This window comes from Acidimicrobiia bacterium (assembly GCA_030584185.1).
GTDB lineage: Bacteria > Actinomycetota > Acidimicrobiia > Spongiisociales > UBA11373.
This window is the reverse complement of sequence record CP129495.1, coordinates 976945-990684: the sequence shown is the minus strand read 5'-3', so window position 1 is coordinate 990684 and position 13740 is coordinate 976945. Positions and strand designations below refer to the sequence as shown.

The following is a 13740-nucleotide window of genomic DNA, read 5'->3' as shown; positions in this document are numbered from 1 at the left end:
GGATCCGGCTTTCCGGACCCAGTTCGTTCCCTCCCTCGACCCCGAGAGCATCCGGCCCAGAGTGAAACTCGTCATCGTCGAATCCCCGGCAAAGGCACGCACCATCGCCGGCTTCCTCGGCTCCGGCTTCGTCGTCGAGTCGTCGATCGGCCATGTGCGCGACCTCCCGCGCAAGGCCGAGGAGATCCCGGCTGCCCAGCGCTCCGAGGGGTGGGCGCGCCTCGGTGTCGACGTCGACAACGACTTCAAGCCGCTGTACGTGGTGCCCGCGGAGCGCCGCAAACAGATCTCCCACCTGAAGTCCCTGCTCAAGGACGCCGACGAGTTGTACCTCGCCACCGATGAGGATCGGGAGGGGGAGTCGATCGCCTGGCATCTGCTCGAGGTGCTCAAGCCCAAGGTCCCGGTGCGTCGCATGGTGTTCCACGAGATCACGGCCGATGCCATCAGGCGCGCCGTGGAGACCCCTCGCCAGTTGGATCGGCGCCTGGTGGATGCCCAGGAGACCCGCCGCATCCTCGACCGGCTGGTGGGGTACGAGGTGTCGCCCGTGTTGTGGCGGCTGATCCGCCCTCGCCTCTCTGCGGGCCGGGTGCAGAGCCCGGCGATCCGCCTGGTGGTGGAGCGGGAGCGGGAGCGGATGGAGTTCCAGGCGGCGGGGTACTGGAGTGTCGACGGACGTTTCACGGTCGACGCCGGGGGATTCGAGGCGACGCTGCACTCACTCGATGGCGTGAGGGTGGCAGTGGGCCGGGACTTCGACGCGGCAGGCGCTCTCAGGTCGGGGGGAGGCTCGGAGACCGGAGCGGAGGAATCGGCCCCGACCGAGGCGGCCCCGTCCGACGAGGGCTCCGGCGGCGATGTCCTCGTGCTCGACGCGGATGCGGCACGGGCGGTGGTCACCGACCTCGAAGGGGCCACCCTGGAGATCCGCTCGTTGGTCCGCAAGCCGTACACCCGCAAGCCCCAGCCCCCATTCCGAACCTCGACGCTGCAGCAGGAGGCGGGTCGCAAGCTGCGGCTCGGCTCCCAGCAGACGATGCGCCTGGCCCAGCGCCTGTACGAGAACGGCTTCATCACTTACATGCGTACCGACAGCACGTCCCTCTCAGACGCGGCGGTGGCGGCGGCGCGATCACAGGCGGTCTCCCTCTTCGGGGCCGAGTTCGTGCCCGACCGGCCGCGCCTCTACGCCTCGAAGGTGAAGAACGCCCAGGAGGCACATGAGGCGATCCGCCCGGCGGGCGAGTCCTTCCGCACCCCGGATCAGGTGCGACGCCACCTGAGTCGCGACGAGGCCGCTCTCTACGACTTGATCTGGAAACGGACGGTGGCATCGCAGATGCAGGACGCCAAGGGCGAGTCGCTCTCGGTGCGTCTGGGTGGGGCCGGCGCTTCCGGCCGTGACGCCGAGTTCGCCACCTCGGGGCGGACGATCACCTTCCCCGGCTTCCTGCGTGCGTATGTGCAGGGCTCCGACGACCCCGAGGCCGAGCTCGAGGATCGCGAGCGGCGGCTGCCTTCGATGTCGGAGGGCGAGGCGGTGGCCATCGAGTCGTTGGAGGCCGTCGGGCACGAGACCCGCCCACCGGCCCGGTACACCGAGGCCTCTCTGGTGCAGAAGCTGGAGGAATTGGGGATCGGGCGCCCCTCGACATACGCCGCGATCATCCAGACGATCCTGGATCGGGGGTACGTCACCAAGTCGGGGGCGGCCCTGGTGCCCACCGCCGACGCCTTCTCCACCGTCGGGCTGCTGGAACGCCACTTCGGTCATCTCGTCGAGTACGAGTTCACCGCCCGGTTGGAGGAGGAGCTCGACGAGATCGCTCGAGGCGAGGGGGAGATGGTCCCCTACCTTGAGGAGTTCTATCGCGGCAACGGCCATCCCGGTCTGAAGGAGGTCGTCGCCCAGGCGATCGCAGGCGGGGACGCAAGAGAGATCAACACGATCTTGCTGCCCGGGATCGACGGCGTCGTGGTGCGCAACGGGCGCTACGGGCCGTACCTGGAAGCCGGTGACGGTCGTCGAGCCTCGATCCCGGAAGGCACCTCGCTCGACGATCTCACACCCGAGAACGTACTCCGGATACTGGAGGCGCCCCAGGGCGACCGTGCCCTCGGGACCGATCCCGAGACCGGGCTGACCGTGTTCGTCCGCACCGGCCGCTTCGGGCCCTACGTCCAGTTGGGGGAGGACCCCGGCGAGGATGCCGATCTCCAACCGGATGCTGCCGTGGCGCCCGATGCGAGCGAAGACCCCGTATCGGGAGCCGCCAAGGCGCCTGCACCCAAGAAGTCGCCGCCAAAGCGTGGACGCAGCACCGCCGCCAAGCCGAAGCGGGCCTCGCTGTTCGCCTCGATGAGCCCGGAGACGGTGACCCTGGAGGAGGCGCTGGCCCTGCTCGCTCTTCCCCGTGTCGTAGGTGTCGACCCGTCGACCGGAGACGAGATCCTGGCCACCAACGGCCGTTACGGCCCTTACATCAAGCGAGGCGACGACACCCGCAGCCTGGCGGGCGAAGCGCAGATCCTGACCGTCACCCTTGACGAGGCCGTCGACCTGCTGGCACAGCCGAAGCGGGGCCGGGGGCGAGCGGCGGCCAGCCCGGGGCGGATCGTGGGCGTCGATCCCGGCACCGGATGGCAGATCACGGTCCGCAGCGGGCGCTTCGGGCCGTACGTCACCGACGGCGGCGTCAACGCCTCCCTGAGGACCGGCGACAGCCCGGAGACCATCACCCCGGAGCGTGCCTCCGAGCTGCTCGCGGCCCGCCGCGCCCGTCTCGAGTCCGAGGGCAAGCCGGTCACGGACGGCAAGCCGCCTGCGGCGTAGGCATCGCTCATGCCTCTGATAGCCTGCCGCCGGTGACCGCCGCTCCCCCCCGGTCCGCCTGGGCCTTGATCAGATCGGGACCGTTCTCCCGCCTGTGGCGCGCCGGTCTGATCAGCAGCACCGGTGACTGGGTGGCGATCCTGGCAACGCTCTCCCTGGCCGAAGAGCTGGCAGGCAGCGGCGGGATCGCCCTCGCCCTCACCTCGCGCATCCTGCCCGGCCTGTTCTTCGCCGCCATCGGGGGGATCGTCGCCGACCGTCTCGACCGCAAGAAGGTGATGCTCTTCTGCGAGATCGGCCGGGCCCTGCTCGTCATGTCCCTCGCCTTCGTGGACTCGATCCAGTCGCTGGTGCTGGTCAACCTGGCGCTCGAGGGGCTCACCCTGGTCTTCCAGCCTGCCAAGGAGGCGACCGTTCCCACCCTGGTCTCCAGATCCGAGCTGGTTCAGGCCAACAGCCTCTCCCTCAGCGCCGCCTACGGCACCTTCCCGCTCGGGGCGGCGATCTTCATGGCGCTGGCACCGCTTGGCGCCGACTTCACCTTGGGCGGCCTCCTCCCCGGCACCCAGGAGGGCCTCGCTTTCCTGGTCGACGCCGTCACCTACCTGCTGTCGGCGATGATCATCTTCACCCTGCCCTCCCTGCGCTCCCCGGCGCGCCGGCGACGGGACGGCACCAAGCGGCGTTGGAATCCGACGGCGGCGCTGAAGGACCTGCGCGACGGGGTCGTCTTCGTCGCATCGAACCGCAGGATCCGTCCGGTCGTGCTTGCCATGACCGTCGCCCTCGCCTCGGGCGGGATCATCGTGGTGCTGGGCAAGCCGTTCGCCTCCAAGGTCCTCGAAGCCGGCGCCGTCGGCTTCCCGGCGTTGCTCACCGCATTCGGCCTCGGCGCCGGCACCGGAATCGTCCTGGTCACCATCTTCGGGCCCAGGTTCCGGCACAAGGACGTCATGTTCGGGTTCGCCCTGCTCCTCACCGGCGCCTCGCTGGCGTCGGCGGCGTTCGTGAAGACGCTCATCGGGGCGCTCAGCTGGGTGACCCTCATGGGGGTCGGCGCCGGTTCCGCCTACGTCCTGGGTTTCGCCCACCTCCACGAAGAGACCGACGACGCACTGCGGGGGCGCACCTTCGCCGCCCTGTTCTCGATGATGCGCATCGGTCTTCTCACCGCCATGATGGTGGCGCTTCCCGCGGCCGATCTCATGGGAGGGGTGCTGCCCGGAATCCTGGCTGCGGGGGAGCGTGACGTCCTGCTGATGGGAGGGGTGATCATGGTCGGCAGCGGCCTGGTGCTCCTGTGGACGGTGAGACGCGAGCTGATCGACCTGGGCCACATCGGGAACCGGCCGGTGGTGGGGGCGGCGGTGGAGGCGTTCCGCCGTCACCGCAAGACCCTTGCCGGTGGCGAGCCGACCGCCGAGATCGACAGCATCGACGGGAACGGTGCGAAGTGATTCGCTACCTGGCGATCGAGGGGATCGACGGGGCGGGGAAGTCGACCGTTGCCCGAATGGTCGCCGACGCCCTCGAGGAGCGGGGGCACGCCGTGACCCTGGTTCGGGAGCCCGGCGGCACCCCGGCGGGTGAACGGATACGCGACATCCTGCTCGGCAGCGATTCGTCGCTCGACGACTGGACGGAGGCGTTGCTCTTCGCCGCGGCGCGCGCCCAGCTGGCCGCCGACGTCGTGTCTCCGGCACTGCAGCGCGGGGATCTCGTCGTCTCGGACCGGTCCTACCACTCGTCGATCGCCTACCAGGGGGCGGCCCGCGGGCTGGGTGTCGAGGCCGTCGAGCGGGTGAACCGCTATGCGCTGCGGGGCGTGGTCCCGGACATGGTGGCTCTGCTCCGGCTCGACCCGGAGCGCGGGCTGGATCGAGAGGTGGCGGCAGATCGCATCTCGTCGGAGGGTCTCGACTTCCAGAGGAGGGTCGCCGAGTCCTACGACCGGATCGCCGAAGCCGAGCCCGATCGGTTCTTGGTGGTGGACGCATCGGCTCCATTGCATGAGGTCGTGGAGCGGATCGTCGAGGCCGTGGAGGCACCATGACCGGCTTCGATGGTGTCATCGGCCACGCCGCGGTCATCGAGATGCTGCAAGGCGACCTCTCGGCCCCGGCCCACGCCTACCTCTTCGTCGGACCGGGAAGCGTGGGAAAGGCGACGGTGGCCCGGCGTTTCGCCACGCTCGTACTCTGTGGCGACGACGAACAGTGTGCTCGCAGGGCGCTTGCCGGCTTGCACCCCGACCTGATCCTGATCGACCCCGACGGTCGCAGCGCCCTGACGGTGGAGAGGGCCCGCCAGGCGGTATCCCTTGCGGTGCGCACGCCGGTAGAGGGCGAGCGCAAGGTGTTCGTCTTCGAGGAGGCGGGCGCCATGAACGATGAGGCCGCCAACGCCCTGCTGAAGACGCTCGAGGAGCCGACCGCATCCACGATCTTCGTCCTCGTCGCCGAGAGCGTCGACGACCTGCCCGCCACCGTCGCCAGCCGTTGTCGCACGGTCCTCTTCGGCAGGGTTCCCGAGGACGAGATCGTGTCCGGACTGGTCGAACGTGGGGTCGATGGCGCACAGGCCGAGAGGGCGGTCGCCGCCTCCGGAGGTCGCCCCGGCCTGGCGGCCCTGCTCGCCACCCGTTCGGAGGTGGCGGCCTTCCGATCTGCCTGGCTGGCGGTCCCGTCGAAGGTGACCACCAGGCCCGGCGATGCCATGCGGTTGGCTCGGGAGATGGAGTCCGCCGCCGATCCGCTGCTCGAGGGCCTGATCGACCAACAGCAGGCCGAGGTCGGCGTCGCCGAGAGTGAGGAGCGTGACGTCCGCGCCCTCAAGGATCGACACGAGAGGGAACGCCGTCGGGCGGCCTCCGCCCTGCACCTGGGCGGCCTCGAGATCCTCGCCTCCTGGTATCGCGATGCGGCCGTCGCCTCCTTCGGTGGCCCGGTGCGGAACCGTGACGTCCCCGGCCCGGAGCTGGCATCGGTGGCTCCGAGAAAGGCAGTGGCCAGGGCACGGCGCGTCCTGGAAGCGGCGGAGTCGCTGCAGGCGAACCAGCGTCCCCGCCTCGCATTCGGCGCCCTCTTCTCCGATCTTGGCACCTCGGACTGAACCCGGCTTCCCGTTCGGGGGGCGTGCCGTCTGGCAGGTGCTGCGACCTCCGGCCGCCGCCATCGCCCGGCTGTGGCTGCACCTGGAACCCGAGGGCCCGCCGCTGCCCTCGGGACCGGTGGTGGTCGCCGCCAACCACTTCTCCCATGTCGACGGGGTGATGGTCGGAATCGCCGCCCGCCGCCCGATCCGGTTCCTCGCCGTCGACGAGCTCTTCGGAAGATCCCGTCTCTTTGACTCCTTCATCGGCCGGGTGGGCGCCATCCCCGTGTCCCGCACCCGAGCGCCCCTGGGGGCGTTGCGCACGGCACTGGCCGACCTCGCCGCCGGGGAGACCATCGGCGTGTTCCCCGAGGGGGAACGCGTCTGGGAGTGGGGCGAGAGGCCCGCAAAGCGCGGTGCCGCATGGCTGGCGCGGCGCGCCGGAGTGCCTTTGGTGCCGGTGACGCTCATCGGCACCGACCTGGTGATGGGAAGGGAAGCCACCCGGCCGCGTCGGGCCTCGGTGCGGGCCGTTCGCGGCGCACCCATCCATCCGGGGGACTTCGAGAGGGAGCCGGATCCGGTGACGGCCATGACCGCCGAGTGGGTGCGCCGGGTCGGCGAGGCGATCTCCCGGGCCTGACTCCTGGCCGAAGTGGTGTTCTGCCAAGCGACGATCGGTCATGCGTCGGTGAGCGGTATCGGTTCGTCTCGTAATAGCCTCACCCCATGCAGTTGGTCGTCGCAGGCTCGAGCGGCCTCATCGGAGAGGCGCTGGTCCGGTCACTGCGGTCCGACGGCCACGGGGTGCGCCGCCTGGTGCGGCCCGAGACCGCCGCCGACGGCGTCTCTTGGGACCCCCGGCGAGGCCATCTCCCCACCGACGCCCTGTCCGGGGTCGACGCCGTGGTCAACCTGGCGGGCCGCAGCATCGGGGAGCGCCGGTGGTCCGATGCCGAGAAGGGGGCCCTGTGGGCCAGCCGGGTGGACTCGACGCGCCTCCTGGCGGAGTCGGTGGCGCAGATGGGTTCGCCGCCCGTGCTGTTGAACGCTTCGGCGGTCGGCTACTACGGCGACGGAGGCGACGCAGTCTTGGACGAGACGGCAGCAGCAGGAGACGGTTTCCTGGCGCGGCTGTGTGCCGCCTGGGAGGAGGCGACGACTCCGGCGGCCGCCGCCGGAGGGCGCGTGGTGCACCTGCGCAGCGGCATAGTGCTTTCCACCCGAGGCGGCGCACTCGGTCGGCTGCTCGCTCCGTTCGGGCCGCGGTGGCTGAGTCCGTACCGATGGGGGCTGGGTGGTGTCGTGGGCAGGGGACGCCAGTGGTGGTCCTGGATCTCGTTGCAGGACGAGGTGGCGGCGATCCGCCATCTGCTCGAGTCCGACCTGTCCGGGCCGGTCAACCTGGTGGCTCAGGAGCCGGTCACCCATCGGGAGTTCGTCAAGGCCCTGGGTAGGGTGCTTCGCCGGCCGACGGTCGTGCCGATCCCTTCGTTCGTGCTGCGGATGATCCTCGGGTCGGAACTGGCCGAAGCCCTGGTGCTCGAAGGCCAGCGCGTCGTGCCCGCCCGGCTCGAGGCCGACGGATTCCGCTGGCACCAGCCCGACCTGGAGCAGGCCCTCGCCGCCGCCCTCGCCGGCTGACGGAGGCGCCCGTCCCGGTCTGTGGCAACATTGGGACCACGGTTCCAGCGGAGGGATGCCATGACTGACACGGCGGTGATCGAGAGGGTCGACTCGCTGCTCGATCGACTCCTGGCCGAGCACGATCCTGCCGGGGACCGGGTGGAGTTCCTGGGTGCGCGCTTCGACCTGGGCCTGGCCTGGGTGTGGTTCCCGGAGGGCCTCGGCGGTCTCGGGATCGACCGGGGCTTGCAGACTGTCGTCGAGGAGCGCCTCGCCGCAGCCCGTGCCCCCCAGCCTGCGGTGTACAACGCCCTGGGTGTGGGGATGGGCGCCCACGTGATCCTCGCCCACGGCACCGAGGAGCAGCAGCGTCGCTGGCTGCGACCCATGTTCACCACCGAGGAGATCTGGTGCCAGATGTTCTCCGAGCCCGGCGCCGGATCCGATCTGGCGTCGCTGGGGACCCGGGCGGTGCGCGACGGCGACGAGTGGGTGGTCAACGGTCAGAAGGTGTGGACCACTCTGGCGCATGTCGCCAAGTGGGGGATGCTGGTGTGCCGCACCGACCCGGACGTCCCCAAGCATCTCGGACTCACCTATTTCATCGTCGACATGGAGTCGCCGGGGGTGGAGGTGAGGCCGCTGCGCCAGATCACCGGCGAGGCGGAGTTCAACGAGGTGTACTTCACCGATGCCCGGGTTCCCGATGCCAACCGGATCGGTGACGTGGGCGATGGCTGGCGGGTGTCCCTCACCACTCTGATGAACGAGCGGGTGGCGATCGGCGCCGCCGTCGCCCCGCGAGGCACCGGCCCGATCGGTGTCGCCGTGAAGACCTGGAGGGAGTACGGCCACGACGACCCGGCGGCCAGGGATCACCTGATGAGCCTGTGGGTCGAAGCGGAGGCCGCTCGCCTCACCAACCTGAGGGCGGCCCACAACCGCCGTCTGGGCACGCCGGGGCCGGAGGAGTCGACATCCAAGCTGGTCTACGCCGAGTTGAACAAGCGGATCTACGAGTACACGGTGGAACTGATGGGCGCCGACGGGATGCTGTACGACTCGTACGAGGAGACCCGGCCCGATCAGTTCACGGTGCACCCTAGGACCAAGGCGTTCCTGCGGGCCCGGGCGAACTCGATCGAAGGCGGCACCTCCGAGATCATGAAGAACATCCTGGGGGAGCGGGTGCTCGGCCTGCCAGGTGAGCCCAGGGTCGACAAGGACCTTCCCTGGGCCAAGGTGCCCCGCTGACGCCGAGGCCTGTCGAGAGGTGCCGATCACGGCGGGTGGCGGCCGTTCGTCTGCAAATACCGCACCCGACAGGCGATGGCCGCCAGAATCACGGCGTTGTCATTCTCGGGCGAGGACCGACATGCCGCTGTTCCAGGAAGGACGTTCGCGCCGGCAATGGCGGCGGGACGTGGCCGCCGATCTGGTGGAGCGTCTCGACGCCGCCGGGGAGCTGCGTTTCGTGGGATCGACCCCGGAGGACCGGCGCGAGATGCTGAAGATCGCCGCCCTGCTGCCCGAGGACGTTGTCGCCGAGCTCTACGAGGATCCCTACTACCCGGGGATGACCTTCATGGAGATGCGATTGCTGGACGCCCCGGGCATCTTCGGCGCCACGCTCCAGGTGGTGTACCCGGACGGCAGGCGCGAGCAGGCGGTCTGAGGGGGCCGACATCTTCTACTTACCCCCGGTCTTTCGGGGTGCGGGCGACGCGCCTGGCCTGGTTACGACGACCTGATCGGAGACGGCGTGTTGCGTGTTCGTCGCGATCTGCGGTGCTGCGGGGAGGTGGCAGCACTCGATCGTCAGCCGGCGAACCAGCCAGGGCGGTGCTGCTGGCGACACTCTGTGACGTCGGCGAAATCGAGCGACACACCCATCTGATGCAATTCACCTGCAGGATCGAAGCGACCGCCTAGATCTACGAAGGCATCGAAAGTCGGCAACTCCACCAGTGGGTAGCCGCGATCGGCGAGGCACTCTGCTCTTGCGGCAATGTAAGGGTAGAGAGCTCGCAGCTGCTCTTCGCTCATCGGTGGCGGCACGGACAGGAAGGATGGATCGACCTCTTCGATGCACTCGCGCTGCGCTTCTCGTGCGTGTGCCACCTGGGAGTCATCTGACAGATGGAACTCCACGCTGTACTGGACGAAGTCGACGGTTACTGCATAGCCGTGTTCACGCAGGCAGACCTCGAGGCGCGAGAAGAACTCGTCCGGAGCGAGTCCGGTCGGTGGCCAACGGGGAAGCTCGGGGGCGGCTGGCCCGGTAGGTCCGCAGCCGGATCCAGCGACCAGGATCAGCGAGATCAGAGTGGCAACTGTCCGGGATGGGGCCTTCCCGAGACCATGCATCCTGTCTCGCCCTTTCAAGCTGTAGATCGCCGGCGTGACGGTCTCAGATTACAGGCTTGCAGGTTCGACCCGAGTAGACGCGATGATGGTCCCACTCGACGACAGCCCAGGTCGATCCGTGCCAGGTGTTCACCTCCCAGTAGTTCCCATAGGGGTTCCAGCTGGAGGCGTACCCACCCTGCTTCCACGAGTACTCGACCCAGTTCTCGGCCCTGCTGTAAATGCGGACGGTCCAACCGCTCTGACAGGTCAGAGTCGAGTAGAACTGCTGTCCAGGCCCGTCATCGGCGTTTGCGACACCTGGGTGCCCCATCGTGAGTAGTGCCAGTATCGCCAGCGTCAAGGCGAGCCTCCTCCTGAGCGGAACGATCTGTGGGGGCGACGCGTTCCCCTTTCCTGCACCATGCATTGGTAGTGCCTCCTCGTTCATCGGGACTGCCCAGCGCGTTTCGGATCGAGACCGTAACGCAGGGCGCTGGGCCAGTGCCGCCGCCACCGGAGCCAACCGCATGGCCCCAACGGCCAATCTGGTGACCGCCCTGATGAATACGTTGGCCGTTCTGGCCAAGGAGTCGTCCGACAGAGATGAGACTGCGCGGTGCACCGGTGATCCGCTGGCGGGGATGATGCCGAGGCGACGGTAGGGACTCGCCGATACTCGGTGATCTCAATGCAGTCGGCGATGCAGAGCGAGCTGGCGAATGCCATGACGGTTCGTCTTCCCCAGCGGAGAACCAGTGAGGGAGTGGTCTACGGGTTGGTCGATGCCAAGGACTTCGCCGGCTGGGCCCTTCGGCCGACATGGCAACGTGCGACAGCCGGGTGGTGGGGGTTCATCCAGGCGGCGCGCAAGTTCACAAAGATTGGTAGCCTGATGCCAAGCCATCTCAGGGCGATTCCGCAGCGAGGGGTGGCATGCGGAGTGTGCTCTGGGGCACATTCGGGAGGGATTCCGTTGTGGCGACGAGACCGGCAGATGGTCCGTGGCAACTGCCCGTGACCGTCCTCTATCCAATCCCTACCTTCTGTCAAGCGGTCGCCCAGGCTCTCGATTCGAATCGGTTCGTCTACCAGTCGGTAGAGAAGCTCGGTTGGCGCAGCTGGCTCAACCTGGCCGGGCGGAGAGCAGCCCTGGTGTGCGTGGATAGCGTCTCGTCCTGGGACCGCCTGGCCGAGGCGGCTCACTCTGACGATGTCACGACCATCGCGATCGTCCCCCAGCCTGATGTGAGGTTGCTTCTGAGAGCCCTTCGGCTAGGAGCTGATGGGGTCAGCTCCCTGTCGGACCCCCCATCTCGGATCGTTCAAGCCTTGGATGCTGCCCTGACCGGGGACGTGCTTCTCGCCTGCGATGATGCTCGTCGTATCGCCCGGGAAAGCCGTCTCGACACCGAACTCTCCGAACCCGAAGCCGTTATCCTGCAGGCCCTGGTCGAAGGTCGTCGACCCGGCGAGATCGCAGCCATGTCGCACCTATCGCCGAGAACCGCTCGTCGCCGGATCCGGAGGATATGCGAGAAGCTCGACGCGAGCAGTGTCCCGGCTGCCATCCTCGTCGCCAAGAGGATGGGCCTTGTCTAACGACATCGTGGGCCCATGGCTGAGCGATTGATCACCCGCGGCGCTTCCGCCCTGGCACCGGAACCATGGGGATTGCTGCGGGCAGAGAGCCGCGGCACTCGCTTCTCGAAGGTTCGGGTGTGTGATGGAATCGACGGGTGATCCGGATGGACTACCAGCGGCGCGGGAAGATCGAGACGGTGCACGAAGATGCATCCCACAAGGCACTTTCCTACCCTGCGGAGTCAGGGAAAGAATGCGGCTGATTCACCCGAGAAGACAGGTGGCCGTCGGACCGATCAACCACTGCTGGACGACCCACCGTATCGTGCCGGCCCCGCCTGACGTCAAGGGCGAGCACGGCTGGCACGCGGTTCTTTCGCTCTGCTCAGGTGACCGTCACCCCTTGGTGTCTGATAACCCAGCGGCCCTGCTGCCGACCGGCGAATCGGCTCGAGGTGACGCTCAACCCCTGCCAGCCATCGAGAAGGCTCCACAGTGAGGGGCAACCTCGGTGGGAGCTCCCGAGTCGGCCGTTTCGTGCTGGCGTTGGTCGTGGTAGGCCTGGCTGGTGGGGCAGGGTTTTGGGCAGGCCGGCGGGTGCTGTTGCCGCCAGAGGATCCTCTGGCAGCCGGGGCGGAGCAACTCACCTACGAGGTTGCCGTCGGGGAAGTGGGCAGGTCGCTGCGTTTCACGGCGGTGGCCGAGTGGCAGCTCGTGCCTGGGGTTCGCAACGCCGCTCAGGGGATCGTCACTTCGGTGGAGTTCTCCTCAGGTGACGAGGCGACGGCGGGGACCGTGCTGTACTCGGTGGATCTGCGTCCGGTGGTGGTGGCGGAAGGTGAGGTGCCGGCGTTTCGGGACCTCTCATTGGGTGTACGAGGTCCCGACGTGGCGCAGTTGCAGCGGTTGCTGGCTGAACACGGGTTCTTGTCGAGTGAAGTCGACGGCGTATTCGGAGTGGGCACCCGTACAGCAGTTCGAGACTGGCAGGCGTCCCTGGGGGCCCCGGTCGACGGAGTCGTGCGGATGGGGGATGTGATCTTCGTCCCTGAGCTTCCGGCGCGTTTCGCTCTGGCGGAATCGCTGCGTGTTGGGGTACCACTTAGCGGTGGCGAGGAGCTGGTGTTGGCGATGCCGTCGCATCCGACCTTCACGGTGCCACTGTCGCTGGAGCAGCGGAGCCTTGTGCCCCTGTCGGCACGGGCAGAGGTGTCGTATCCGGATGGTGTGTGGGAGGGTCACATCGAACGCGCGTTGGAGGATCGGGAGTCGTCCCGGCTCACCCTTGAGTTGACTTCGCAGAGCGGCGGGCCGATCTGTGGGAACGAATGTGCCGAATGGGTCCAGGTGGGACGTACGACCAACTTCACGGTCGAGATCGTGGTGATACCCCCGACCGTTGGGCCGGTGGTCCCCGTGGCGGCGATCCGAGTCGACGCCGGCAATCAGCCCTATGTGATGACGGAGGCCGGGGATCGGCTCGACATTCGCATTCTGGTGTCGGCCCAGGGGTTGGCCGTGGTCGAGGGCATCGACGCCGGGACGGTCGTGGCACTGCCGAGCACGCCAACCCCTGCCGAGCGATGATCGAGGTCAGGGAGCTGGCGTTCGGCTATCGCCGGGTCGAGCCGATCTTCACGGGGCTGTCGTGGCCTTTCCCCAGAGGTCAGGTGTCCGGGATCACCGGAAGGTCGGGGTCGGGGAAGTCGACGCTCCTCTATCTGCTCGGTTTGCTGCTCACGCCATGGTCGGGTCGAATCATCATCGGTGGTGAGGACTTCGGCACGCGACCGGATCGAATCCGTTCCGTGGTGCGGGCCCGACGGATCGGCTTCGTGTTCCAGGATGCCTCTTTGGACCCCACTCGGAGCGTCATCGACAACGTGCTCGAGAGTGCCATTTACTCCGGAATGAGACGCAAAGAAGCCCTGGTCAGGGCTCAGAACCTCTTGGAGCGGTTCGAAGTGGGCCTGCGCGCAGATCACAAGCCCGGCGAGGTGTCCGGCGGCCAGGCACAGCGGGTGGCCATGTGCCGGGCCCTGCTGAACCGGCCGTCGGTGATCCTGGCGGACGAGCCCACCGGCAATCTCGACATCGATACGGCTCGGATGGTCATCGAAGCTCTTCGCAGAAGTGCCCGCGACGACGGGACCACCGTCATCATGGCCTCCCATGACGCGCAGGTGGTGGCCGCTTGCGATGAGGTGTTGGCGCTGTGAGGCTGATAGGGCTGGTAGCTGAGGCGGCTCGGGTGG

Annotated in this window: 13 protein-coding genes; 11 read left to right on the top strand and 2 right to left on the bottom strand. The window is 68.1% G+C overall.

Annotation, left to right across the window (positions count from 1 at the left end; all coding sequences use genetic code 11):
- The first annotated feature begins 49 nt into the window (after nucleotides 1-49).
- The 8 genes from topA to QY307_05000 all read left to right on the top strand — a co-directional run bounded on the left by topA (nucleotide 50) and on the right by QY307_05000 (nucleotide 9230).
- Entirely contained in the window at nucleotides 50-2836 is a 2787-nt protein-coding gene (gene topA, locus QY307_05035) for a type I DNA topoisomerase (protein WKZ83762.1), read from the top strand.
- Between the two features lie 32 nt (nucleotides 2837-2868).
- Nucleotides 2869-4293, top strand: coding sequence for an MFS transporter (locus QY307_05030; GenBank protein WKZ83606.1), 1425 nt, complete (start codon nucleotides 2869-2871; stop codon nucleotides 4291-4293).
- The gene (gene tmk, locus QY307_05025; GenBank protein ID WKZ83605.1) at nucleotides 4290-4889 is read left to right on the top strand and encodes a dTMP kinase; all 600 of its coding nucleotides are present in this window, start codon (nucleotides 4290-4292) and stop codon (nucleotides 4887-4889) included. The genes QY307_05030 and tmk overlap by 4 nt, the downstream gene beginning before the upstream one ends.
- A complete protein-coding gene (locus tag QY307_05020; GenBank protein WKZ83604.1) occupies nucleotides 4886-5947 on the top strand; it encodes a hypothetical protein in 1062 nt (353 codons plus the stop codon). The genes tmk and QY307_05020 overlap by 4 nt, the downstream gene beginning before the upstream one ends.
- Before the next feature lie 37 nt (nucleotides 5948-5984).
- The gene (locus QY307_05015; GenBank protein WKZ83603.1) at nucleotides 5985-6572 is read left to right on the top strand and encodes a lysophospholipid acyltransferase family protein; all 588 of its coding nucleotides are present in this window, start codon (nucleotides 5985-5987) and stop codon (nucleotides 6570-6572) included.
- 86 nt (nucleotides 6573-6658) lie between these two features.
- On the top strand, nucleotides 6659-7573 hold the full coding sequence (locus QY307_05010; protein WKZ83602.1) for a TIGR01777 family oxidoreductase: 915 nt from the start codon (nucleotides 6659-6661) through the stop codon (nucleotides 7571-7573).
- 60 nt (nucleotides 7574-7633) lie between these two features.
- On the top strand, nucleotides 7634-8809 hold the full coding sequence (locus tag QY307_05005) for an acyl-CoA dehydrogenase family protein (GenBank protein WKZ83601.1): 1176 nt from the start codon (nucleotides 7634-7636) through the stop codon (nucleotides 8807-8809).
- A gap of 121 nt (nucleotides 8810-8930) precedes the next feature.
- Complete coding sequence (locus QY307_05000; GenBank protein ID WKZ83600.1) at nucleotides 8931-9230, top strand: hypothetical protein; 300 nt, start codon at nucleotides 8931-8933, stop codon at nucleotides 9228-9230.
- A 143-nt stretch (nucleotides 9231-9373) separates the two neighbouring features.
- Here the strand turns inward: QY307_05000 and QY307_04995 are convergent, their stop codons facing one another.
- Together QY307_04995 and QY307_04990 are read right to left on the bottom strand one after the other, a co-directional pair.
- Nucleotides 9374-9706 (bottom strand): hypothetical protein, encoded by a 333-nt coding sequence (locus QY307_04995; protein ID WKZ83599.1) that lies wholly within the window; start codon nucleotides 9704-9706, stop codon nucleotides 9374-9376.
- Between the two features lie 259 nt (nucleotides 9707-9965).
- Nucleotides 9966-10352 (bottom strand): hypothetical protein, encoded by a 387-nt coding sequence (locus QY307_04990; GenBank protein WKZ83598.1) that lies wholly within the window; start codon nucleotides 10350-10352, stop codon nucleotides 9966-9968.
- A gap of 566 nt (nucleotides 10353-10918) precedes the next feature.
- Between QY307_04990 and QY307_04985 the strand changes: the two genes are divergently transcribed.
- The 3 genes from QY307_04985 to QY307_04975 all read left to right on the top strand — a co-directional run bounded on the left by QY307_04985 (nucleotide 10919) and on the right by QY307_04975 (nucleotide 13704).
- The gene (locus QY307_04985; GenBank protein WKZ83597.1) at nucleotides 10919-11503 is read left to right on the top strand and encodes a LuxR C-terminal-related transcriptional regulator; all 585 of its coding nucleotides are present in this window, start codon (nucleotides 10919-10921) and stop codon (nucleotides 11501-11503) included.
- Nucleotides 11504-12082: 579 nt separating this feature from the next.
- Nucleotides 12083-13072 carry a peptidoglycan-binding domain-containing protein gene (locus QY307_04980; GenBank protein WKZ83596.1) on the top strand — a complete coding sequence of 330 codons (990 nt, stop codon included), beginning with the start codon at nucleotides 12083-12085 and terminating at the stop codon, nucleotides 13070-13072.
- On the top strand, nucleotides 13069-13704 hold the full coding sequence (locus tag QY307_04975) for an ATP-binding cassette domain-containing protein (GenBank protein ID WKZ83595.1): 636 nt from the start codon (nucleotides 13069-13071) through the stop codon (nucleotides 13702-13704). Before QY307_04980 ends, QY307_04975 begins: the two co-directional genes overlap by 4 nt.
- Nucleotides 13705-13740 lie beyond the last annotated feature (36 nt).

Coding starts and splice junctions, on each gene's coding strand:
- QY307_05020 (WKZ83604.1), top strand. CDS start 4,886: ATGACCGGCTTCGATGGTGTCATCGGCCACGCCGCGGTCATCGAGATG.
- QY307_05010 (WKZ83602.1), top strand. CDS start 6,659: ATGCAGTTGGTCGTCGCAGGCTCGAGCGGCCTCATCGGAGAGGCGCTG.
- QY307_05005 (WKZ83601.1), top strand. CDS start 7,634: ATGACTGACACGGCGGTGATCGAGAGGGTCGACTCGCTGCTCGATCGA.
- QY307_05000 (WKZ83600.1), top strand. CDS start 8,931: ATGCCGCTGTTCCAGGAAGGACGTTCGCGCCGGCAATGGCGGCGGGAC.
- QY307_04990 (WKZ83598.1), bottom strand. CDS start 10,352: ATGAACGAGGAGGCACTACCAATGCATGGTGCAGGAAAGGGGAACGCG.
- QY307_04975 (WKZ83595.1), top strand. CDS start 13,069: ATGATCGAGGTCAGGGAGCTGGCGTTCGGCTATCGCCGGGTCGAGCCG.